Genomic DNA, 25,049 nt, shown 5'->3' with positions numbered 1-25,049 from the left:
ATAATTTGATACCCATTCTAAAAAAAGAATTCAACTCGTTTTTTGCAAGCACAATTGCCTATTTAGTAGTTGGTGTATTTTTATTGATTAATGGTTTATTTCTATGGATTTTTAAAAGCGATTTTAACATCTTAAACGCTGGTTTTGCAGACTTAAATGCTTTCTTTTACTTATCGCCTTGGTTATTTTTATTTTTAATACCTGCAATTACAATGAAAAGTTTTGCAGATGAATTTAATAACGGAACCATAGAGCTACTAAAAACAAAACCAATTTCTAGTTGGCAAATTGTTTTGGGTAAATTTACAGCAGCACTGCTTTTAGTTTTAACTGCTTTAATACCAACCTTAATATACGTATACACCATTTACCAATTAAGTAATACTACCGGAAATATTGATTTCGGGAGTACATTTGGCTCGTATTTAGGCCTTTTATTTTTAACTGCAACTTATATATCTATCGGATTATTTACCTCTACACTCTCTAAAAACCAAATAGTTGCATTTATTTTAGGAGTATTAATAACCTTTTTCTTATTTTTTGGTTTTGATGCTATTGCCAATTCTTTTGATACGGACTTATCAATCAAAAAAATAGGCATTTACGAACATTATAGAAGCATTTCTAGAGGTGTATTAGACAGTAGAGACATCATCTACTTTATAAGTATAACCGTTTTCTTTTTATTTGTTACTAAAACTAGAATCGAAAATGAATAAGAAAACAAAAAAAATAGCATCTATTTTTATAGGTTTAATACTCTTAAACATCCTAAATCAGTCTTTTTATAAACGATTCGATTTTACAGAAAACAAGAGATACACTCTTTCTGAAACAACTAAAAACATTCTTACCAAAGTTAAAGAACCTCTTTATATCTCTGTTTATTTAGAAGGCGATTTTCCTTCTGAATTTAAGAGACTTCAATTAGAAACCAAACAATATTTAGAGGAAGTAGCAGCCGTAAATAAACTAATAAAAATTAATTTTATAAACCCAGACAACTTAAGGGAAAGGCTAATTAAAAAAGGAATGATGCCTAGTCAATTAACAGTAGAAGAAGCTGGTAAACTATCTGAAGCAATTATTTTTCCATGGGCAGAAATTTCTTTTAAAAACAAAGCTAACAAAGTTTCTTTATTGCCCAATGCAATTGTAGCATCGGAAGATGAACAGTTAGAAAAAGCTATTGAAAATTTAGAGTATTGTTTTTCTAATGCAATACATGCCATTAGTAAAACTTCAGAAAAAAAAGTAGCAGTATTAACTGGCAATGGTGAATTAAACGACATTTATATTTATAGCTTTTTAAGCGAAGTAGCAAAAAAGCACAAACTAGCTAAATTTACGCTAGACTCTGTTGCAACTAATGCTGCACAAACCCTAACAGATATATCAACCTTAGACCTTGCTATAATTGCAAAACCTACAGAAAAATTTACCGAAAAAGAAAAATTTTTACTAGACCAGTTTATTACCAATGGTGGTAAAACTCTTTGGATGATAGACAACGTACAAGCAGAACAAGATAGCTTGCTTAAAGAAGGTAAATTACTTGCATACCCAAGAGATTTAGCGCTTACAGATTTACTGTTTTCTTATGGAGTTCGAATAAACACTCACTTAATTAAAGATTTGTATGCTGCTAAAATACCTTTAGCCACAGGTAATATTGGCAATCAAACTCAATTTAAAAACATAGAATGGTTTTATCATCCGTTAGTGAATGGGAATCCAAATCATGAAATTACAAAAAACATTGCTCCTGTAAGGTTACAATTTGTGAGCGCTATCGATACTTTAAAAAATAACCTTAAAAAAACGCCACTTTTAACAAGTTCACTTTTAACTAAAAAAGTAGGCACACCTACAATTGTAGAATTACAGAGCATTGCAGAAAAAGTAAACGAAAAAGAGTATACAGATGGCAGCCAACTATTTGCTGTTTTACTAGAAGGTAATTTTAAATCTGCCTATAAAAATAGAATAAAACCCTTTGAAACAAATCTTTACGAAGAAAAATTTATTAAAAATAAAATGATTGTTATTGCAGACGGTGACGTAGGTAAAAATCAACTTTTAAAAGAACAACCCTTCGATTTAAATAGAGATAAATGGACCAATGAAACATTTGGCAACAAAGATTTTCTTTTAAATTGTATTTCTTTTTTATTAGATGATGATGGCTTAATGAAACTACGAAACAAAACATTAAAAATAAAAACCTTAAACAAGCAAAAAGCATACAAAGAAAGAAGTTTTTGGCAGTCTTTAAATGTTGTTCTACCTATTTTGGTTTTATTTATTTTCGGATTTATTTTCAATTACTTAAGAAAACGAAAATATACATTGTAACTTTTTATAGATTACAAAATGTAACAATAATTTTTAGGTTAAATAGACAGCAAATCGTCATGAATAAATGTATAATCTAAAATATTTTGAAGTTTTTTAGAGCTTATAATTTTCCATTTCACTTCTTCATTGTCTTCAAATTCTGGAAGTTCTAAATTTTTACTAAGTTTTGCATTTATATAAAACTCACTTCTTGTAGGATGATGGTTAGAACAAGCATTAAAAGTTCTATTCCAAGAGTTTTGAGCAATAACTGTATGAATAATTTCAATACAATCTTCTCTGTGAATCATGTTTACAAACCCTTTTGGTTGCGGAATTTTACGTCCGTTTTTAAACCAGTTGGCAGGATGTCTGTCTCCACCAAACAACCCCGCAAAACGAATAATTGTAGTTTCGAAGAAATTGTTTTGTCTAAATAAGTTTTCTATTTCAGTTAATGGCGTCTTTAAAACAGGTTCTAGTTCTGTCATTATTTTGTTAGACATCGGGTAAACCGAGGTAGAACTAATAAAAATAACTTTTTGTATAGAAGAATTTTGAATTTGAGAAATCAAATTCTCAAAACCATCAACGTCTTTAGAAGTAATGGCAATTATTAAAATATCTGACTCTAAAAAATAATCAAACTCTTCAAATTCAGAAATATTTACCAAATGAGTTTCAATCCCCAAAGCTTCTAACTCCTCTATCCTCTCATCAGAAGTGGTAGATCCTTTTACAGAAAAACCATCTTCTAAAAAAGAAACAGCCAAAGGCTTACCCAGCCAACCACAACCTAAAATACTTATATTGTTCATAAAAATTAGTGTAAAGCACAAAGATACAATCCCTTTTTAAGTTTTTGTTAACGTTTCTCTTTTTTTGAAATTGTAATTTTATAAAATTAAAAACATTAATTTATGAAAAAAATAATTACAAGTTTATGCCTGCTTATTTTTGCCTTTTCTGTAAACGCACAAATAAAAACACCAGCACCAAGTACGTTTCAAAAAACAGAACAAATTGTTGGTTTAACAAATATTACATTAGAATACAGTAGACCAAATGTAAAAGGAAGAAAAATATTTGGTGGTTTAGAAGACTATGGTAAAGTTTGGCGAACGGGTGCAAATGAGAATACAAAACTTACCTTTTCTACAGATTTTATGGTTGATGGTAAAACAATAAAAGCAGGAACCTATGCTTTATACACCATACCAAGAGAAGAAAATTGGGACATTATTTTATACAGTGACGCTACAAATTGGGGCACACCTCGTGTTTGGGACGAAACTAAAATAGCGGCAAAAACAACTGTAACAGCGCAGCAAATACCAATGCTTATTGAAACATTTACCATTACTTTTGATGACATAACTAACAACTCTGCAGTCTTAGGTATTTTATGGGAAAACACCTATGTTGGCTTAAAGTTTGAAACACCAACAGACAAAATGGTTTCAAAAAATATAGAAAATGTAATGAACGGACCTTCTGCAAACGATATGTATGCAGCAGCAGTGTATTATTTACAAGCCAACAAAGACATTAAAAAAGCACAAACTTGGATAGACGAAGCTGTAAAAATGACTTCGGATGCCCCTAAATTTTGGTATTTAAGACAACAATCTTTAATACACGCAAAAGCAGGAAATACTAAAGGCGCAATTGCTGCTGCTAAAGCATCATTAAAATATGCAGAAAAAGCAAACAATACTGGCTATATCAAAATGAATAAAGCTTCTTTAAAAGAATGGGGAGCGTTGTAATTTTAATTAAACAATAGAAAACGAAATCTCAAGTGTAATGCTTGAGATTTTTTTTTATGAATAAGACAATCCTATAATAGATCTTACCTGATCTAAGGTTTTTATTAAAGTTTTAGAAAAATCAAAAGAAACAACATCACTCTCTTTTTTTCCTGCTCTTAAAAGAGCATTAAAATGAGCTATTTCAAAACTATAACCAATTGTATTGGTCTTAAAATTAACATGCTTTTCTTTACCGTCTTTAAGAATAGTAATAGTAGTTGGTGCATGAAACTGTGTGTTCATTTTTACAACGGCTTTTTCGAAAGTAAAAACAGCTTCTGTAGGTGTATCTTCTATTAAAGAGCTTTTTAAAATAGCGGTTGCCTTGTTGTAATTAAAAATCATATTACAAGTAGCATCTGCACCATTTTTAAAAAAAGTAGCACTTGCATCTATTTCATTAGGAATTCCTAAAGCACATAAAGCGGTAAAAATTGGATAAATACCAATGTCTAACAAACTACCACCACCAACTTCTTTTTTAAACAACCTATTGTCTGTATCAAACGCTTTATAAAAACCAAAATCTGCTTCTAACTTTGTTAAAATACCATAAGTATTAGATTCAATACAGTTTAAAACATAATTAAAATGAGGTAAAAAACAAGTCCATAAAGCCTCCATTAACAATACATTATTTGTTTTAGCAACAGCAATCATTTCTGTTACCTCTTCTAAATTCATTGCAAAAGGTTTTTCACATAAAACCGCTTTTTTATGCTGAAGGCAAAGAAGCGTATGCGCTTTATGAAAACTATGCGGTGTCGCTATGTAGACAGCATCAATCTCGTTGTCTTTAGAAAGTTCTTCATATGAGCTGTAAACTTTTTTTACAGCGTATTTATTGGCAAAAACCACTCCTTTTTCTTTATCTCTAGAAGCTACGGCTGCTAACTCAGAATTAGACACTGTTGCCAAATCTGCAGCAAATTTGTTGGCTATTTTTCCTAAGCCTATAATTCCCCAACGTATCGTTTTATCTTTCATGTAATGATTCTATAATATTAAATTTTTGATGTTTTAGTTTTATCAGAAAAAACAAATGTCTGTAAAAGAACTGCAAACATCATCACCAGAGCACATCCTAATAAATTTAACCATAAATAAGGCAACCAATCTAAAATAAATACACTAATAATAATTGCTTGTGTTATTAATGCAGCAAGAAAAACGGCATGCCCTTTAATAAATTTAATAAAGAAAGCCAATAAAAAAATACCTAAAACATTACCATAAAAAATAGAGCCAATAATATTTACCAGCTGTATTAAATTATCAAATAAATTAGCAATACAAGCAACTCCTATAGCAATAATACCCCAAAATAATGTAAACCATTTAGATGCTTTTACAAAATGAGCTTCACTTTTTTGTGATGATACATTTCGCTTATACAAATCTATAGCCGTTGTACTTGCCAATGCATTTAATTCTGATGCAGTAGATGACATTGCTGCAGATAAAATAACAGCCAGTAAAAGACCAATCAATCCTCTTGGCAAATTGTTTAAAATAAAATGAATAAATACATAATCTTTATCATTCGATTCTATTTTTTTAAGATCGTTTTCGGCATCTATTTTATTAATGATTTCTTTTGATTGTTGTTTGATCGCTGCATCTGCAGAATTTAACTCTTGTAAAAGTTGCACATCCTTTTTTTGAACTCCATCAATTAACAACTCTTTTTTAGTATTTTCTATCGTAATATGCTTTGTTTCTAATACACTATACTCATTGGCATATTTAGAGTTTTGCACAGCAGAATTTGCACCCGGATTAAAGTTTAAAGGCGATGGATTAAATTGATAAAAAACAAAAACCATTACACCAATTAGCAGAATAAAAAACTGCATTGGTATTTTTAACAACCCATTAAAAATTAAACCTAACTGACTCTCTCTAATAGATTTACCAGACAAATAGCGTTGTACTTGGCTTTGATCTGTACCAAAATAAGATAACATTAAAAATGTACCCCCTAAAATACCTGTCCAAACGGTATATCGATTGCTTAAATCAAAAGAGAAATCTAACACCTCCATTTTATTACTAGCACCAGCAATTTCTAATGCTTTTGTAAAAGTTATATTGGCTGGTAACTGACTCATAATCATAAAAAAAGCAATTAACATTCCTATAAAAATGATAATCATTTGTTGCTTTTGAGTTACGTTTACTGCTTTTGTACCACCAGAAACGGTATAAATAATAACTAGTACACCAATAATAATGTTTAGCAACAGCAAATCCCATCCTAATACTGCACTTAAAATAATTGCAGGGGCAAAAATGGTAATTCCTGCAGCCAAACCTCGTTGTACTAAAAACAAAATTGCCGCTAAAGTTCTTGTTTTTAAATCGAACCTACCTTCTAAAAATTCGTAAGCTGTATAAACTTTTAACTTATGATAAATAGGTATAAAAACGACACAAATAATAATCATCGCAATGGGCAATCCGAAGTAAAATTGCACAAATCCCATACCGCTATCAAACGCTTGGCCTGGCGTAGATAAAAAAGTAATAGCACTTGCTTGTGTGGCCATTACAGACAAACCTATCGTCCACCATTTAGAGTCATTTCCTCCTTTAATATAATCGGTTACATTATTGTTTTTTCTAGTAACATAGGTGCCGTAGGCAACAATAGAAATTAAGGTAATCGATAAAACTACCCAATCGATAAGATGTAATTTACTTGCTATTTCCATCTTTAAAACGAATAATAATTAGTAATACAATAAAACACAATTATGTAAACTACATTCACTAATAAAACCAGTGAGTACTCTTTTTTCCAAGTATATTTTTTACTATTCATGTATTGCTATTTGAAGCTATTACCTGCTTTCGCTACTCGCTTCACGCAAAAAAGCGTGAGAGCTTAAACAAACCGCTCTATCAGGGCTAAGCGTATTCATCTTTTTTTATCAATCTATAAAAATAAGAAAACTAAAGTAGTTTTAGAACCTTATTTTTGTTAAGAATAATAACTTTTTAATTCTTTAATGGTATTCTTACTATTTACCTACAGACAACATATTCGCAAATAATTTATAGGCACCAGAAACACCTGCAGGCAACTCTCTAAAAAAGCTTAAACCTGTGTATATATAATTGCCTTTACCGTATTTTGCTACTAATAAACTCCCTTTTTTAGGAGATTCATCGGTATCATTCATAGAAAAAATTGGCGTGTATTCTTTGCTCCAAGAATTCGGAAAATACAACCCACGTTCTTGAACCCACCCTTTAAAATCTTCTGTAGTAATTTTATTCGGATAATTTAAAAGCGAATGATTTTTATCTAAAATAAAAACACTTGCATTTTCATCTGTTACTCGATCTCTAGACAATTCTAATTGATAAGGCGCCATAACATCTACGCCTCTATTGGTGTTATACTGCACAATCATATTGCCGCCATTATAAACATATTCTAATAAAAATTTTTGTTTAAATTTTAATTCTTTAACTACATTATAGGCTCTTATACCCAAAACAATAGCATCGAATTGTTGTAAGTAAGCTGTCGTAATATCCGAAGGCTTTATTGTAGTCACCGAATATCCTAACTGACGCAAACTTTCGGGAACGGCATCTCCAGAACCTTGAATATAACCAATTAAATTCCCCGCTTTTTTTACGTTTAATCGAACCACTTTGGCTTCAGAATTTAACAAAACAACCTGTTTCGGTATATGACTGTAATTAATTTCTACCAACTCTTTATCATACATCATATTTTCTAAAGTAGCTGTTACAGCTATCTTACCATCCGATTGCTCTTTAGATGGATACACTTGAAAGGCTACTTTTTGAATACCATTTATTTGCTGAATATTAAAATTCATCTCTTTGGGCAATACGTTCCAATTTTCTGGAACCGTTAAAGCAACTGTACCTTTCGCATTTTTTATACCAGCTCTAACTTCTACAAAAATTGTTTGAGGTGCATCATCAGAAAAAACAATTACTTTCTGACTTAGCTTTGTAGTTACTTTTGGCAAAATAGAAAATGGCTCATAGATTTCTCCTTGGTCTTTTTCTGCATATTTTCTAACTACATTTTTAGTAATTGTAATCGGAATTTCATCAATAAGCAACTTAAAATCTACTGTTAAGGCACTTTGACTTTCTGCCAAACCAATTAGTTTTTGATCTGCCACATTATACATGCCCAATGTAGCTTTGTTTTTTAACCAATACGGATCTGAATAAGTTGTCTGATTTATAAAAACACTTTCTTTAAAAACAATCTTTTGGTTAGTTGTTAAATTTGTGTTTTTTATAATTTTACGAGTCCCTTTTTCGGTTACTAACTCTGTTAAAAGTATTGTTGCTTTGCTTCTATTCAATACTTCAAAAGCAACTTCTACATTAGAATTCGGGGTTGTAAAAGATCTCATGGCATTTGCCTCTAAATACAATCCGGCACAAGCTTCAATAATTTCTTTAATCTGTTTTTCTTTGATAGATTGCCAATGTGGGTCACTTATATTTTTTATTAACACATAGGCTTGCATTAATGAAGATAAATGTTTCTCTGGATTTCTAAAATCAAAATTCTGCTCTATATCATATAAAATATCTCCAATTTTTTGACCATTTTCAATACGATTCCAAGTAGTATCAATTCCAGAAAAAATATCAGTTTGATTTGTTGGCTTGTCTCCTTTTAAAAACTCGATATATTCATTTTGGGCGCCTCTTGTTGTTAATCTACCAAAACCTTGGCATAAATGCTGGCTACTTGCCACAGAAGCCAACTCATTATTAGACATTCCTTTTAAAGGATAATAAACACCCACATCTAAAGAAGTTAATTTTCCTTTTGTTGCCTTTTCAAAAGCTTCTTGCGTTTTATAAAACCAAGAAGACGTATTAAAAAACAATCTTTTAGGTTGCCAAACACTTGTAAGTTTAAGTTGTTCTGTATACTGATCTTTATTGCTAGCAAGATCAAAAGCCTGTAAACTAAGAATCGCAGATGCTGTATGATGCCCGTGGGTTGTACCAGGAGTTCTATGATTAAACCTATTGATAATTACGTCTGGTTTATAGGTTCTAATTGCCCAAACAACATCGCTTAAAACCTCTTTTTTATTCCATATTTCTAACGCTTCATCTGGGTGTTTAGAATAGCCAAAATCATTGGCTCTTGTAAAAAACTGTTCGCCACCATCGATAGCTCTTGCTGCTAATAATTCTTGAGTTCTAATTACCCCAAGTAATTCTCTTATTTCAGATCCTATAAGATTTTGCCCACCGTCTCCTCTAGTTAAAGACAAATAGCCGGTTCTTGCTTTTATAGTGTTTGCCAAATAAGCAATTAATCTGGTATTTTCATCATCTGGATGTGCCGCAATGTATAAAGCTGTTCCTAAAAAATTTAGTTTCTCAATTTTTTCAAAAATTTGGTTTGAAGTTAATTTTTGAGGCTTTTGAGATACCAAATTAAACGATATTAATAAAAAAAAGAAAAAAAGTAATGCTTGCTTGTTCATAAGAAATTATAGATAAAAGTTCTTTTGATTATAAACGAAACCTAATAAAAGTTTAATAAACTGCTATAAAACAGTCTTTTTCAATTTATAAAAAAGTACTATGATAGCAAATATAGTTTTTATGCATCAAACTAAAAGTAAGAATGTATATTTTAAATATTGTGTACTAAAAGGTAAGTACCCTTGATTAAATGTCGATACCAAGTTCGTATTTATTTACTAGATCATTAAAAATAAGAAACGAAAATGAGGTCTTAAAAGCATCAACAAAATAGTGATAACCTGTTAATAAAATAATTTTCAGTGTCAGTTAATAAAGTTATATTTGTATCACAAATTAAGAAAAAACAGTATATGAAGTTTATTGTATCTAGTTCGCAATTATTAAAACAATTACAAGTTTTAGGAGGCGTTATAAATAGCAACAACACCTTACCAATTTTAGATAACTTTTTATTTGAAATTTCTGAAAATCAATTAAAAGTATCTGCTTCAGATTTAGAAACTACTATGAGTTCTGTAGTAGATATAGAGAGCGATAGCGCTGGTTCTATTGCAGTATCTGCAAGATTGTTATTAGATACTTTAAAAACGTTTCCAGACCAACCTTTAACGTTTAAAACAGAAGGAGAAAATACCATTGAAATTAGCTCTGATCAGGGTAAATATGACATGGCATATTTTAGCGGAGAAGAGTTTCCGAAAGCAGTTTCTTTACAATCGCCAAGCAAAACAGTATTGCCTGCTAGTATTTTAGGTACTGCAATCTCTAAAACTATTTTTGCTGCTGGTAATGATGATTTACGACCAGTAATGAGTGGCGTTTTCTTTCAGTTTAGTTCTCAGAGCTTAACTTTTGTTGCAACAGATGCACACAAATTAGTAAAATACTCTAGAACAGATGTAACTGCAGACCAAACGGCAGAATTTATTATGCCAAAAAAACCTTTAAATTTATTAAAAGGTATTTTAGGAGGGACAGATACCGATGTAACTATTGAATACAATGAAGCAAATGCAAAATTTACTTTTGATAATGTTGTACTTGTTTGTAGATTGATAGATGGTAAATACCCAAATTACGAAGCTGTAATTCCGAAAGAAAATCCAAATAAATTAACCGTAGATAGAGCTTCTTTTTTAAACTCTGTTAGACGTGTTTCTATATTTTCTAGTAAAACAACACATCAAATTCGTTTAAAAATGGCAGGTACAGAATTAAATATTTCTGCCGAAGATTTAGATTTCTCTAACAAAGCTGATGAACGTTTAAGCTGCGATTATCAAGGTGATGATATGCAAATTGGTTTTAACTCTCGTTTTTTAAGCGAAATGTTAAACAACTTAAATTCTAATGAAGTTGTTATAGAAATGTCTTTACCAAACAGAGCAGGTATATTAACGCCAATTGATGGTACCGATGAAGGTGAGCAAGTAACAATGCTAGTAATGCCAGTAATGCTTAACAGTTAAAAAACTAACCATAACATAGCTTTTTTACACAATAAAAAATAGATGTATATTTATAAAACCACAGCCAAAAGCTGTGGTTTTTTGTTTACATTTATAACATGAATTTCTTAGCTCACTTATATTTATCGAATAACAATAGCAATATTATGATTGGCAATTTTATTGCAGACCATATTAGAGGTAATAATTTTGAGAACTACTCAAAAGAAATTCAGCAAGGCATATTTTTACACAGAGAAATAGACACTTTTACAGACACACACCCAATAGTTAGAAAAAGTAAAAGACGTTTACACCAAAGATATAGGCATTATGATGGTGTGATTATCGATATTTTTTATGATTTCTTTTTAGCTAAAAACTGGTCAAATTACTCTGAAATACCACTAAATATTTACACAAAAGGGATTTACTCGTTTTTTGACAGCATAAAATTAGAGTTACCAAAAAAATCTCAAGATTTTATAAATTACATGATCGAGTACAACATTCTGTATAATTATCAATTTGAAGAAGGTATTGCAAAGGTTTTAAACGGAATGAACCAAAGAACTAAAGGAAAATCTAAAATGAATTTAGCCATTGAAGATTTAAAACAATTAAAAACGGAATTAGAAGAAGATTTTACATTATTTTTTGAAGATTTATGTAAATTCACAGACAAAAAATTGAAAGAACTAAATAGTAACACAAACAATTAGTAAAGAAAAAGCAACAATAGATTTCTTATCATTTACTATTATCACTATTAAAAACATAGCACATGAAAAAAATATTCTTATTATCTACACTTTCATTATTAATGTTTGGATGCAAAACATCCGCAGAAAAAGAAAAAATAACGGGGTTAATTACCCAAAAAGCAATGGTGGTTTCTGCAAGAGAAGAAGCTTCTAAAATAGGTGTTGCTATTTTAAAAAAAGGAGGCAATGCTTTTGATGCCATGGCTGCAACAGAACTAGCTTTGGCAGTTGCGTATCCGTATGCAGGTAATATTGGTGGTGGTGGCTTTATGGTTTACCGCAAAAATAATGGCGAAATCGGTGCTTTAGATTATAGAGAGAAAGCTCCTTTAGCCTCTACAAAAGAAATGTTTTTAGATGTACAAGGCAATGTTATTAAAAACAAAAGTACCTTGGGTGCAATGGCTGTTGGCATACCCGGAACTGTAGCAGGAGTTTTTGCTGCTCATAAAAAATTCGGGATTTTACCAATAAATGAAATATTAGAACCTGTAATTAATTTAGCAAAGCAAGGTGTTATAGTCACAAAAAAACAAGAGGCACGTATTAAAAAATACCAACCTTTATTTGAGAAAGCAAACAAAAAACCAATTCTTTTTGATCAAAAATGGAAAGAAAACGACACCATAAAATACAATGCACTTGCAGAAACCTTAGAAAGAATTCTTAAAAACGGTAGAGATGAATTTTATAAAGGCGAAACTGCAGAACGATTGGTGAATTTTATGCAAGAAAATGGCGGAATTATGACGCTTGAAGACTTGGCTAAGTATGAGGCTAAATGGAGAACACCAGTTACTTTTAAGTATGACGACTTAAATGTAATTTCGATGTCGCCACCTTCTAGTGGCGGAATCTGTTTGGCACAAATTATGAACGGAATTGAGCCTTTTGACTTAAATAATTATGGCCATAACTCTGTAAAGGCAATACAAGTAATTACAGAAGCAGAAAGAAGAGCTTACGCAGATAGAAGTTACTTTTTAGGAGACCCAGACTTTGTAAAAATTCCTGTGGAAACCTTAATATCAAAAGAATACACAAAAGACAGAATGAATGATTTTTCTTTTGATAAAGCAACAAAATCAACAGATATTGGGCATGGTAATATAGAAATAGTAGAGAGTGATGAAACAACTCACTATGCCATTGTAGACCAATTTGGCAATGCCGTTTCTGTAACTACAACTATTAATGGTGCGTATGGATCTAAATTATATTGCAATGATTTAGGCTTCTTTTTAAATAATGAAATGGATGATTTTTCTAGCAAACCAGGTGTACCAAATATGTTTGGTTTAATTGGTGCCAAAGCAAATGAAATAAAACCAGAAAAAAGAATGTTAAGCTCTATGACACCAACAATTGTAGAAAAACAAGGAAAACTATGGATGGTTGTTGGTACACCTGGCGGATCTACAATTATCACCTCTGTCTTACAAACAATTTTAAATGTGCATGAATTTGGTTTCGGAATGCAAGAAGCTGTCAATCAGCCAAGATTTCATCATCAATGGCTACCAGATGTAATTATGATGGAACCGAATAAATTTAGTACTAAAACAACCAATCAGTTAAAAGAAAAAGGGTATAATATTAATGAAAAAGACGCGCCTGTCATAGGAAAAGTAGAAGGAATCTTAGTTCTTAAAAATGGCACATTAGAAGGTGGTGCAGACCCTAGAGGCGATGATAAAGCCGCTGGTTATTAACAATATTACACCAATTTTATTAATAAAAACCAACTAAAAATGTTACAACCTTTTCACATTGCAATACCCGTTAAAAACTTAGAAAAATGCAGGTACTTTTATAAAAATATTTTAAAATGCGAAGAAGGCAGAAGTACAGAAGAATGGGTAGATTTTAATTTCTTTGGACATCAATTAGTCATTCATCAAAAGAAAGAACACCAACCGAAAAAACCAGTAACAAACCTTGTAGATGGTCACGATGTTCCTGTGCCCCACTTTGGCGTTGTTTTGTCTTGGGATAATTGGCATGAATTGGCCGAAAACTTAAAAAAAGTAAACACCGATTTTATAATAGCACCCTGTATTCGTTTTAAAGGAAAGGTAGGTGAACAAGCAACCTTGTTTTTTAATGACCCAGAAAACAACTCTTTAGAATTTAAGGCTTTTAGAGATATAAATCAATTATTTGCAAAATAGTGATTCTGATAGAAACACATAAAGTAAAAAATAATATTGCAAAGATTAGGTTTCAAGAATATGCCGTTGGAATTTTTAACACAATACCCACAAAATCGGGTATCAAAAAGGCCCTCAAAAAAAAACTTATTTTAATTGACAAAGAAATGGCAACCACCGCTAAATATATTACTGGTGGCGAACATATAGAATTATTTGAAGCTGAAGAATCGGTAAATTATAGCCGATTAAAATTAACGTTAGAAGTAATTTTTGAAGATGATTATTTAGCCATTATTAACAAACCAGCCGGAGTTTTAGTGAGTGGCAATAAATTTGTAACCATTGCAAATGCATTGTCTCAAAATCTAAACAAAAGCACTCAATTAGATGCTGTAAATCCAAAACCAGTTCATCGATTAGATTACCCTACAAGTGGTCTTTTAGTGATTGGAAAAACAAGTTCAGCTATTTTAAAATTAAATAAATTATTCGAAGAAAAAAAGATACAGAAAACTTATTTAGCCATAACAATCGGGCAAATGAATGCGAAAGGGTTTATTAATAGTTTGGTTGATAATAAAACTGCTTTTTCTGAATATACCGTTTTAAAAAGTGTAAAATCTGAACGATTTAATTATTTAAATTTAGTTAAACTAACTCCTAAAACCGGTAGAAAACATCAATTAAGAAAACATTTATTATCAATTAAAAATCCTATTTTAGGTGATAAAGATTATTTTATAGAAGATAAAGTATTAAAAGGAAAAGGCTTGTTTTTACATGCCTCTGCGTTAAACTTTACACATCCTTTTACCAAAAAAGACTTTTCTATTGCCATCGATTTACCAAAAAAGTTTTTAAAAATTTTTAATCCACAAGAAAAATAAAAAGTAATCATAGAAAACAAATCGTTTCTTCTTTTAAAAATTAATAATTTAGCAATCTAACTAAAGTACTAAAAATGAAAAAAGCAGTAAAGTTAATCGGAGTCTTAGTACTAATAATATTGGTGATTTTTGGTATTTATTATATGATCTATAACGAACCGTTACCTGAAGGAAAAACAGGTAAAAAAGCAGATGAATTAGCTAGTAAAATGCTTACCGCTTTAAATTATGAAGCTTACGAAAATACCGAAACATTAGAATGGAGTTTTAGAAATAAAAATCATTATAAATGGTTTAAAAATAAACATATAGTTGAAGTTTCTTGGAATGAAAACAAAGTACTTTTAAACACAAAAAACACCTCAAAAAGTAGTGTTTTTGTAGCTGATAAAAGGGTAGAAAATAATGATTTACTTAAAAAGGCAGTAGACTACTTTAACAATGATTCTTTTTGGCTAGTTGCTCCTTATAAAATTTTTGATAAAGGAACAGAAAGACGAATTGTAAACTATAAAAACCAAGAAGCTCTGCTTATAACCTACACCAGCGGAGGATCTACTCCTGGAGATTCATACTTATGGATTTTAGATAAAAACTACCTACCGACTTCCTTTAAAATGTGGACATCAATACTACCTATAGGAGGCATATCGGCAACTTGGTCTGATTTAAAAGAAACAAAAACAGGCATAAAACTACCTACAAAACATCAACTTTCTTTGTTTGACTTAGAAATAGATATGGGTAATGTATCATCGATTAATAGCAAAGCAGATAGTTTAGCTAATAAGGTTTTAAAGGCAATTAATCATCAAGCATATAAAAATACTAGGTATTTAGAATGGAGTTCTGCTGGTAAAAGACATTTTAAATGGGATAAAAAAGAGCATATTGTAGATGTTACTTGGGATACTATTCAGGTAAAACTTTATCCAGAGAATATTAAAAAAAGTACTGTTTCTTATAACAATGAATCGCAAAAAACTCAAGATTCTTTGGTTGTAAAAAAAGCATGGCATATTTTTAATAATGACTCTTTTTGGATGGTAGCACCTCATAAACTTTTTGATAAAGGTACAATTAGAAGCTATAAAAGAATTAATGATAAAAATACTCTTTTGGTTAAATATACCCAAGGCGGCTCTACTCCTGGAGATTCTTATCTTTGGATTTTAGATAAAAACAACATACCAGAAAGTTATAAAATGACAGTGCCAAGCATGAAAATGAAAGAGGTTTCTGCAACTTGGCAAGATTGGATTACCACAAAAAGTGGCACTTTATTATCTACAAATCATAAGTTTGATAATGGCAGATTTTTAAAAATGGAAAACGTAAAAGGATATAATTAAATGAATTCTAAAATAATAACATCAGGTATTTTAAGGGCTTTAGCAATAATAATTGGTATTTTACTCTTTGGCTTTTTCATCTTTAAAATTCAATCTGTAATTGTTTACATTATTATCGCTGCAGTTTTATCTTTAATTGCAAGACCAATTATTTTGTTTTTAAGAAATAAATTAAAGTTTCCGAACACAATTGCAGTAGTGTTTACCATGGTAGTTATGCTCAGTTTATTAATGGGGTTAATTATTATGTTTATTCCGTTAGTTACAGAACAAAGTAGAAGTTTGTCTTTATTACAAGTAGATAAATTGCAAGCAAATATTCAGGAAGTGTTTCATCAAATAAACCAATATTTTTCTTCAAAAGGAATTGATGTTTTAAGTGAAATTAAAAATGTCGACTTTATGGCTCAATTTAAAGAAATACCTGATTTTTTAAATGCTATTCTGTCAACTGTAGGTTCTTTAAGTATTGGTCTGTTTTCTGTTTTATTTATCTCTTTCTTTTTTATGAAAGACAGTCAACTACTTAAAAAGGGAGTAATGACAATGATACCAAACACCTCAGAAAAAAGGTTTTCTAAATCATTAGAAACCATTAACAATTTACTGTCAAGATACTTTATTGGTTTGATTATTCAGATTACAATTCTCTTTGTATTATACACAATTATCTTACTTATTTTTGGGATTGATAATGCTATTGTTATCGCATTTTTATGTGCTTTACTAAACCTAATACCTTATGTTGGCCCTTTAATTGGCGCCGTTATGATGTTTATTTTGTCGATGACTAGTAATATTGGTTTAGATTTTCAGAATGATATTTTGCCAACAACAACCTATGTAATGATTGGCTACTTAATTGCACAATTAATAGACAATTTTGCAAGTCAACCAATTATATTTTCGAAGACAACAAAATCTCATCCCTTAGAAATATTTTTAATAATTATTATTGGCGGCTTACTTTTTGGCGTTATAGGAATGATAACTGCAGTACCCTTGTATACTGCATTAAAAGTAATTTTAAAAGAGTTTTTATCTGATAATAAGATTGTAAAATCAATCACAAAAGACCTCTAAATAAACTTTGAATTTAGCAATTTTAGATACAGAAGTTCAGCTATTTATAAAGCAAAATTTAAATTCAGATATCACAAAACTGATTTTAAAAGGAAGTACTTTTAAGAATGTTAGTGTTCAAGAATTGGCAAATCAAATAATTGCAAATAAAAAATCTGAAAAAAAGTTACCTTCTTGGTTTTCCTCTAAAAACATTTATTATCCTTTAAAAATTAGTATAGAACAAACCTCATCAGAAATAACTGCAAATTATAAAGCTTCTTTAATTAATGGGAAATCTATGATAGATATTACTGGCGGTTTTGGAGTAGATTGTTATGCATTTTCTAAGCATTTTAAAGAAGTAACACATTGTGAAATTAATAGCGATTTATCAACAATTGTAAGTCATAATTATAAACAATTAAAAATAAAAAATATTGAAACTTTTTCTGGCAACGGTCTCGATTATTTAAAAAAATCTGATAAAAGTTTTGATTGTATTTACGTTGATCCATCTAGAAGAAATGAAACGAAAGGCAAGGTCTTTTTATTAAAAGACTGCCTACCTAATGTGCCAGAAAATATTGATTTTTTGTTCACAAAAACAACTCAAATATTAATTAAGAACTCTCCTATTCTAGATATTACCAGTACGATTAATGAACTTAAATATGTAAAAGAAATTCATATTGTTGCTATTAATAATGAAGTTAAAGAATTGATTTTTTTATTAGAAAAGAACACTAAAAAAGAGATTGATATTAACACCATAAACATTGTTAAAAACACCAAACAAACTTTTAATTTTAAATACAAACAAGAGGCAAATACAATTTACACAGATACCGATAAATACTTGTATGAACCAAATGCTGCCATTTTAAAAGCAGGTGGTTTTGTTGCTATTGCAAATCAATTAAATGTTTTTAAAATAGCACAACATTCTCATTTATATACCTCTAAAGAACTAATTGATTTTCCGGGAAGATGCTTTAAAGTTGAACATGTTTTAAATTATGATAAGAAAAAAATAAAACAATTTTTAACGAACAATAAGGCTAATATTACTACTCGAAACTTCCCAAAGACAGTTGCACAAATAAGAAAAGAAACAAAAATTAAAGAAGGTGGTAATCAATATCTTTTTTTTACCACCTATTCATCAAACAAACTAGTTGTTATTATTTGTACAAAAGCTATTAAAATTGAAATAAATAGTTAAAAAATAGTTTCTATATTTTCCTTTTTATCGGTGTGTATTTTCATTAATTTTGTAATAAAGCTATCCATTTTTTTATGCAAACGCTCGTCTATCAAGCCATCAAAATTAAAAACAATACTCAGACAATAGATTCTGACACATTGGTACTAGAGTCGCCATTGCAAATTAATATTAATGGCGAGCCATATACGGTTGTAATGCGAACGCCAGATAATGATGAAGCACTTATTAGAGGGTTACTATTTGCCGAAGACATTTATAAAAAAACTGAAAATTTAATTTTTGAAATCGTAGAAATAGAAGATTCAATTCCTACAATCATCAATATAAATATTAATAAAACCTTGTTAGGAAAGGGATACCTTAACAAAAGAACCTTATTATCTGTTTCTTCTTGTGGTATTTGCGGCAAAAAAGAATTAAAAGACATAAAGGTAAAAGGCAATAAATTAGAAGAAACAAGTTCTTTTTCTAGCGCAATTTTGCATACAATGTTACTAACAATGAGCCAATTACAAAATACCTTTAAAAGTTCTGGCGGAAGCCATGCAGCCGCTATCTTTGATGACAGACAAAAACTACTAACAATTAAAGAAGATATTGGTAGACATAATGCTGTAGACAAAGTTGTGGGCGATTTACTAAGCAAAAACAATCTTAAAAAAGCTAAGTATTTAATAGTTAGCGGACGCGTTTCTTATGAAATTGTTTCGAAAGCATTTATTGCTAAAATTCCGATAATAGTTGCCGTTTCTGCCTGCTCTTCTTTAGCTGTAGATTTTGCTAAAGAATTTGGTATATGTTTGATTGGTTTTACAAGAGAGAATCGGATGACAATTTATGCAAACCCAAACAGAATTGAAACGCATGACTAAAAAAGCAAAAGAACTAACTTCAGAAAAACTAACCGGAATTCATTTACACGAAAATCCCAAAAGTGCCGTTGGTGTAAAAGCTATTAGCAGTGCTTTAAGTCATGTTAAAAAAGAAGTTGGGGTTGGCAAAGGCATACAATTACTCTCTAAAATAAATCAACTAGATGGTTTTGATTGCCCGGGTTGCGCTTGGCCAGATCCAGATCAAAAAAGAGCTTTTTTAGCTGAATATTGCGAAAACGGTGCCAAAGCAATTGCAGAAGAAGCTACAAAAAACAAGGTTTCGCCAATGTTTTTTATGACGCATTCGGTTCAAGAGCTCTCTGAAATGTCTGATTACGAAATTGGTAAAAGTGGTAGAATAACGCATCCTATGTATTTAGCAGAAGGAGGCACACATTATCAAGAAATTTCTTGGGATGATGCTTTTAATAAAATTGGCAACGAACTAAATTTATTAAAATCGCCAAATGAAGCAATTTTTTATACCTCTGGCAGAACTAGTAATGAAGCTGCATTTCTGTATCAATTATTTGTAAGGCAATTTGGTACCAATAACTTACCAGACTGCTCTAATATGTGTCACGAATCGAGTGGAATTGCCTTAACAGAAACTCTTGGTATAGGTAAAGGCTCTGTTACTTTAGATGATTTTAACCATGCAGATGTAGTAATTGTCATTGGTCAAAACCCAGGCACCAATCATCCTAGAATGTTAACAGCCTTAAGTGATACCAAAAAAAATGGAGGTAAAATAATTACAATCAACCCTTTGCAAGAAGTTGGCTTGGTAAACTACAAAGACCCACAAAACCCATTAAAATGGATTGGCAAAGGACAAGATTTAACAGATATTTACCTTCAAGTAAAAATTAATGGTGATGTTGCCTTGTTAAAAACTATTTTAAAATTGATGCATGAAGAAGAAATTAAAAATCCTGGTACGGTTTTTAATCATCAATTTATAGAAGACAAAACAGCGGGCATCGATTCTCTATTAGAAGATTTAGAGCGTTATTCTATTGAAGAGTTATACCCTAAAACAGGTTTGGAGCTTGATGAAATAAAAAAAGCAGCTGAGTTAATTATTAAAAACGAAAAAATTATTATTTGCTGGGCAATGGGTTTAACTCAACATAAAAATGCCGTTGATAATATTAGAGAGCTTGTAAATGTTTTATTACTAAAAGGAAGTATCGGAAAAAAAGGCGCAGGTACTTGTCCGGTTCGCGGGCATTCTAATGTTCAAGGAGACAGAACAATGGGTATTTGGGAAAAACCTAATAATGACTTTTTAGATAATCTAGAAAAAGAATTTCATTTTAAAGCCCCGAGAAAACATGGTTTCGATGTGGTAAATGCCATACAGGCCATGCATGACAAAAAAGCATCAGTATTTATTGGCATGGGCGGTAATTTTATTTCTGCAACCCCAGATACTACTTTTACTGCCAAAGCATTAGAGAATTGCAATTTAACTGTTCAAATTTCTACAAAACTAAATAGAAGTCATTTGGTTACCGGTAAAACTGCAATTATATTGCCTTGTTTGGGTAGAACTGAGATAGATTATCAAGCAGATAAAGAACAATTTGTCTCAGTAGAAAACTCTATGGGTATTGTTCATCAATCTAAAGGAACTTTAAAACCGTGCTCTGATAAGTTATATAGCGAGCCGGCAATTGTTGTAGGAATTGCCAATGCAACTTTAAAAAAGACCACAACAAACTGGACCTCCTTAGCTTCTAACTACGATTTAATTAGAGATAAAATTGAGGCAACCATTCCTGGCTTTTCAAATTTTAATAAACGTATTAGAAATAAAGGTGGTTTTTATTTGCCGAATAATGCAAGAGAGAATAATTTTACACCCACAAAAACAGGTAAAGCAAATTTTAGTTTAAACAAAGCCTCTGAAATTAAACTACATAAGAATCAATTTTTAATGATGACTATTAGAACTCACGATCAATATAATACTACTATTTATGGTTTAAATGATAGATATAGAGGTATTTTAAACGAGAGAAGAGTTATTTTAATGAATAAAGAGGACATGAAAAGACTTGGCTTTAAAAAATTAGATTTGGTTGATATTACAAGTCATTTTAAATCAGAAGAAAGAAAAGCTAAAGGTTTTTTAGTGGTGCCATATAATATACCAGCACAATGTACGGCTACCTATTTTCCGGAAGCAAATGTTTTAATACCGCTAAAAAGTAGCGCCGATAAAAGTAATACACCAACTTCTAAAACAGTTGTTATTAGTATTGAAAAAAGATAAAATAATTATGAAAAAGGTTTTTACTCTATGTTTGATGCTTATTACGTATCAATGTATGATTTCTCAAAATGAGAATATACCAAAAAAAAGAACTCAAAATGGTTTTGCAAAAATAGATTTCCTTTCTATTAAAATGCCAATAACAACTATCCCTGATGAACAAAACATGGGTTTTACTGGTATTCATTACAACTTAACTTTTAATGATCTGTGGTATACAGGTGTTGGTCTTTATGGAGCTGTTAGCGGCAACAGAGGCGGCTTTTTTACCTTAGGTGTTAATGCTGGTATTAAAAAAGAAATCTACAAAAATATTTATTTAGATACTGGCTTTCATTTTGGTGGCGGTGGCGGTGCAGGCGCACCAGACGGTGGTGGTGCTTTTATACTACCACACGTAAACCTTGGATATAATTTTAAAAATTTTTCTATAAATACCGGCTATAGTTATGTTAATTTTTTTGACAATGGACTTATTAAAGGACATCAATTAAATTTTGGTTTAGAAGTACCGTTGAATTTTAATTATTCTTATTCTAACAATAAAGAAAAGGAATATGACATCAATGAATTAAAACAAACTACTTGGAATGCGACTCCAAAAAGAAACGCTATCATGTTTCACTTTAATAATTTAAACGTTTTAAGCGATGCAAAAGCTTCAAATGGAGAAATTTTAAAAGGAAAAACAATCAATTTAGCTGGTTTTGAATTTAGTTCTTATCTAAATAAAAACTGGTTTACTTTTGTGAAAGTTGATGGGGCTTATAACGGAATTAGAGCCGGATATATGGATGTTTTTGTAGGTGCTGGTTACCTAGCTAACTTTAATAAAAACAGAACTAAAATAGCTGCAAAATTTGGTATTGGAGCTGGAGGCGGTGGTGGTGTAGATACCAAAGGAGGATTTTTATTATACCCAGACATCTCTTTAGAACAAAAACTATTTAACGATATATATGTATCATTAAATAAAGGTTACTTGTTAACACCTAACAAAGATTTTTATACCAGTACATTTGGCCTAGGTATTAAATATTACGTAAATAGAAATGGCGTTAAATTAGAAGAAAATAATTTTAAGAAAGCCAAATTTAAAGGATTAGATGTTATTGTAAAACATGACGTATATTTTAATGCTGAAAGAGAAACAGATCCAACAGAAAATATGCATCAAATATCTCTTCAAGTAAATTTAGATCTTAATAAAAATGTTTTTCTAGCTGCTCAAACTTCATTTGCTAATTTTGGTAATGCAGGTGCATACGGAGAAGGTTTGCTAGGTTTGGGTGCAAAAACCAATATGTTATTTAATAATACAACCTCTTTTTTCACTCAATTTATTGGTGGCGCTGCAGGTGGTGGAAACATAAGCACAGGAGAAGGACTTATTTTTAAACCAAGTGCTGGTATAAACTACAAGGTATCTAATACATTAAACCTAAGAGCTGCAGGTGGTTTTGTAAGTGCTAAAGGTGGCACATTGAGTAGCCCGTTTATCAACTTCGGAATCTCTTACCATCTTTCATTCTTAAAACTAAAGTAGGTTTAAAAACACTGATTAAATAAGACCTCTAAGTAAGCGATGGAATTTGTTTTTTTAACGCGTCTATTGTATACTCTATGTCTAACTTTGTGGTGAATTTAGAAAATGAAAAGCGAACCGATGTTTTGTCTGTATCTGTTTCTTTAAGTATTTCTAATAAAACATGAGAACCTGTATTACTTCCGCTTTGGCATGCACTACCACCAGAAACTGCAATACCAGCCAAATCTAACTTAAATAATAAAAAAGCATTTGAAAACGGAAAACGTACATTTAAAATAGTATAGCTACTTGTTTGTAAATTAGATGAAGCTCCATTAAAAGCAATATCTTTAAAATTATTTTTTAATAATTCTATAAAATACGTTTTAATACTTTCTATATAAATTTTATCTCTCTGCAAATTAGTAATTGCAATGTCTAAGGCTTTTTCCATACCAAGAATTGCATGTACATTTTCGGTGCTAGACCTTGCTCCCATTTCTTGTGCGCCACCATAAAACATAGGTAAAACACCAAAACCTTTTTTAAAATAGGCAAAACCAACACCTTTAGGTCCATGAAATTTATGAGCACTTGCAACAATAAAATCAATAGGTGTTTTTTGTAAGTCTATAGGATAATGACCAATTGCTTGCACAGTGTCTGAATGAAATAAAGCTTGGTAAGCGCTACATAAATCTACAATCTTTTTTGTATTTAAAAGGGTTCCTATTTCATTATTTATCAGCATTAAACTTACCAATGTTTTGGTAGTATTGTTTGATAACAACGCCTCTAAATGCAATAGATCTGGCTGACCAAATTCATCTACATTTACATAACTTAATTCTATATTTTGGGTGTTTTTAAGATGCGTACAAGTATGTAAAACTGCATGATGCTCTATTTTAGAGGTAATAATTCTTTGTACCCCAAGGTTTAAAACGACATTATTTAAAATTAAATTATCTGCCTCTGTTCCGCCAGCAGTAAAAATAATTTCTGATGCAGATACGTTAAAATGATTGGCTATATTTTTTCTAGCAGTTTCTACAGCAGATTTTGCTTTACGACCAATTTGATGTGTAGAAGAAGGGTTTCCGAAGTTATTTTGCATAGAAGCATGCATCACTTCTAGTACTTTTTCATCTATTTGAGTGGTAGCAGCATTGTCTAAATAAACAGTTTTCATAAACACAAAAATACAATTAATTACTATTTTGATAGATATAAATTTCGGTGGCTCCTAAACCATATTTTTTATAAGAAGCATCGTAATATTTAACAGGATATTTATCCAAAAGTCTATGTAATTCAGACTTTAAAACACCTTCTCCTACCCCATGAATAAATACCACTTTGGGTATTCTTTTTGCAATCGCAAACTCAATTTTATTTTTTGCGGCATCTAATTGTACATTCAGCATATCATAATTATCCATTTTATAGGTTGATTTTACCAATTTTTGGATATGTAAATCTACCTCTAAAATCACCTCTTTTTTTTCCTTTTTAAAAAGACTTACTTTCGGAGTATTAGTCGCTATTTTTTCTTGAAGTAAACTGTTATTAATATCGCTATACTTAGATAATTCGTACTGTTCTACTTCAATCTTTACAAGTTCAGATGCTTTAAATTTAAAAACCATTTCATCTGCATTCACAGAAATTTCATTATCGTTAATACCAATAATTTCACCTTTTAAAACAGCATCTAAAACCGCTACTTTATCTCCTACTTTTAAATTCATTCTTAACGTTGTATTAACTTTTATCTCTTTCTTATGATATTATATTTGTTACAAA

Annotated in this window: 20 protein-coding genes; 14 read left to right on the top strand and 6 right to left on the bottom strand. The window is 30.5% G+C overall.

Features of this window, described 5'->3' with window-relative positions:
- Nucleotides 1–5: 5 nt before the first annotated feature.
- Nucleotides 6–722: a gliding motility-associated ABC transporter permease subunit GldF gene (gene gldF, locus Q0678_RS00245; protein WP_299052288.1), complete on the top strand. Its 717-nt coding sequence runs from the start codon at nucleotides 6–8 to the stop codon at nucleotides 720–722.
- On the top strand, nucleotides 715–2,358 hold the full coding sequence (gene gldG / locus Q0678_RS00240) for a gliding motility-associated ABC transporter substrate-binding protein GldG (protein WP_299052286.1): 1,644 nt from the start codon (nucleotides 715–717) through the stop codon (nucleotides 2,356–2,358). Before gldF ends, gldG begins: the two co-directional genes overlap by 8 nt.
- A 38-nt stretch (nucleotides 2,359–2,396) precedes the next feature.
- Here gldG and Q0678_RS00235 read toward each other — a convergent pair whose 3' ends face one another.
- Nucleotides 2,397–3,158 (bottom strand): NAD(P)-binding domain-containing protein, encoded by a 762-nt coding sequence (locus Q0678_RS00235; protein ID WP_299052284.1) that lies wholly within the window; start codon nucleotides 3,156–3,158, stop codon nucleotides 2,397–2,399.
- Between the two features lie 102 nt (nucleotides 3,159–3,260).
- Here Q0678_RS00235 and Q0678_RS00230 point away from each other — a divergent pair, with 102 nt between their 5' ends.
- Nucleotides 3,261–4,109 carry a DUF2911 domain-containing protein gene (locus Q0678_RS00230; protein WP_299052282.1) on the top strand — a complete coding sequence of 283 codons (849 nt, stop codon included), beginning with the start codon at nucleotides 3,261–3,263 and terminating at the stop codon, nucleotides 4,107–4,109.
- A gap of 54 nt (nucleotides 4,110–4,163) precedes the next feature.
- Here the strand turns inward: Q0678_RS00230 and Q0678_RS00225 are convergent, their stop codons facing one another.
- From Q0678_RS00225 to Q0678_RS00215, 3 genes are all read right to left on the bottom strand, one after another.
- Nucleotides 4,164–5,138: a Gfo/Idh/MocA family oxidoreductase gene (locus tag Q0678_RS00225; RefSeq protein WP_299052280.1), complete on the bottom strand. Its 975-nt coding sequence runs from the start codon at nucleotides 5,136–5,138 to the stop codon at nucleotides 4,164–4,166.
- Between the two features lie 17 nt (nucleotides 5,139–5,155).
- On the bottom strand, nucleotides 5,156–6,865 hold the full coding sequence (locus Q0678_RS00220) for a sodium:solute symporter (RefSeq protein ID WP_299052278.1): 1,710 nt from the start codon (nucleotides 6,863–6,865) through the stop codon (nucleotides 5,156–5,158).
- A 309-nt stretch (nucleotides 6,866–7,174) separates the two neighbouring features.
- On the bottom strand, nucleotides 7,175–9,661 hold the full coding sequence (locus tag Q0678_RS00215; protein WP_299052276.1) for a PIG-L family deacetylase: 2,487 nt from the start codon (nucleotides 9,659–9,661) through the stop codon (nucleotides 7,175–7,177).
- Nucleotides 9,662–10,015: 354 nt separating this feature from the next.
- Here Q0678_RS00215 and dnaN point away from each other — a divergent pair, with 354 nt between their 5' ends.
- From dnaN to Q0678_RS00160, 11 genes are all read left to right on the top strand, one after another.
- Nucleotides 10,016–11,134 (top strand): DNA polymerase III subunit beta, encoded by a 1,119-nt coding sequence (dnaN, locus tag Q0678_RS00210; protein ID WP_299052274.1) that lies wholly within the window; start codon nucleotides 10,016–10,018, stop codon nucleotides 11,132–11,134.
- A 98-nt stretch (nucleotides 11,135–11,232) separates the two neighbouring features.
- Nucleotides 11,233–11,835, top strand: a complete 603-nt coding sequence (locus Q0678_RS00205) for an ACP phosphodiesterase (protein WP_299052272.1) — start codon at nucleotides 11,233–11,235, stop codon at nucleotides 11,833–11,835.
- A 62-nt stretch (nucleotides 11,836–11,897) separates the two neighbouring features.
- Nucleotides 11,898–13,589: a gamma-glutamyltransferase gene (gene ggt / locus Q0678_RS00200; protein ID WP_299052270.1), complete on the top strand. Its 1,692-nt coding sequence runs from the start codon at nucleotides 11,898–11,900 to the stop codon at nucleotides 13,587–13,589.
- A gap of 39 nt (nucleotides 13,590–13,628) precedes the next feature.
- On the top strand, nucleotides 13,629–14,048 hold the full coding sequence (locus tag Q0678_RS00195) for a VOC family protein (RefSeq protein WP_299052268.1): 420 nt from the start codon (nucleotides 13,629–13,631) through the stop codon (nucleotides 14,046–14,048).
- 5 nt (nucleotides 14,049–14,053) lie between these two features.
- Nucleotides 14,054–14,917: an RluA family pseudouridine synthase gene (locus Q0678_RS00190; RefSeq protein ID WP_299053738.1), complete on the top strand. Its 864-nt coding sequence runs from the start codon at nucleotides 14,054–14,056 to the stop codon at nucleotides 14,915–14,917.
- 74 nt (nucleotides 14,918–14,991) lie between these two features.
- The gene (locus Q0678_RS00185; RefSeq protein ID WP_299052266.1) at nucleotides 14,992–16,269 is read left to right on the top strand and encodes a hypothetical protein; all 1,278 of its coding nucleotides are present in this window, start codon (nucleotides 14,992–14,994) and stop codon (nucleotides 16,267–16,269) included.
- Nucleotides 16,270–17,352 carry an AI-2E family transporter gene (locus Q0678_RS00180; protein ID WP_299052263.1) on the top strand — a complete coding sequence of 361 codons (1,083 nt, stop codon included), beginning with the start codon at nucleotides 16,270–16,272 and terminating at the stop codon, nucleotides 17,350–17,352.
- 7 nt (nucleotides 17,353–17,359) lie between these two features.
- Entirely contained in the window at nucleotides 17,360–18,556 is a 1,197-nt protein-coding gene (locus Q0678_RS00175) for a class I SAM-dependent methyltransferase (protein WP_299052261.1), read from the top strand.
- A 74-nt stretch (nucleotides 18,557–18,630) separates the two neighbouring features.
- Nucleotides 18,631–19,431: a formate dehydrogenase accessory sulfurtransferase FdhD gene (gene fdhD, locus Q0678_RS00170; protein ID WP_299052259.1), complete on the top strand. Its 801-nt coding sequence runs from the start codon at nucleotides 18,631–18,633 to the stop codon at nucleotides 19,429–19,431.
- Nucleotides 19,424–21,715, top strand: a complete 2,292-nt coding sequence (locus Q0678_RS00165; RefSeq protein WP_299052257.1) for an FdhF/YdeP family oxidoreductase — start codon at nucleotides 19,424–19,426, stop codon at nucleotides 21,713–21,715. Before fdhD ends, Q0678_RS00165 begins: the two co-directional genes overlap by 8 nt.
- A 7-nt stretch (nucleotides 21,716–21,722) precedes the next feature.
- Nucleotides 21,723–23,261 carry a hypothetical protein gene (locus Q0678_RS00160; RefSeq protein ID WP_299052254.1) on the top strand — a complete coding sequence of 513 codons (1,539 nt, stop codon included), beginning with the start codon at nucleotides 21,723–21,725 and terminating at the stop codon, nucleotides 23,259–23,261.
- Nucleotides 23,262–23,289: 28 nt separating this feature from the next.
- Here Q0678_RS00160 and Q0678_RS00155 read toward each other — a convergent pair whose 3' ends face one another.
- On the bottom strand, nucleotides 23,290–24,435 hold the full coding sequence (locus Q0678_RS00155; protein ID WP_299052252.1) for a cysteine desulfurase family protein: 1,146 nt from the start codon (nucleotides 24,433–24,435) through the stop codon (nucleotides 23,290–23,292).
- Nucleotides 24,436–24,451: 16 nt separating this feature from the next.
- Nucleotides 24,452–24,994, bottom strand: a complete 543-nt coding sequence (locus Q0678_RS00150) for a Smr/MutS family protein (protein WP_299052250.1) — start codon at nucleotides 24,992–24,994, stop codon at nucleotides 24,452–24,454.
- Nucleotides 24,995–25,049: the final 55 nt, after the last annotated feature.

It is taken from the genome of uncultured Polaribacter sp. (assembly GCF_947497125.1).
GTDB lineage: Bacteria > Bacteroidota > Bacteroidia > Flavobacteriales > Flavobacteriaceae > Polaribacter.
Note: the sequence above shows the minus strand (reverse complement) of the source record. Positions and strands in the feature narration are given on the sequence as shown.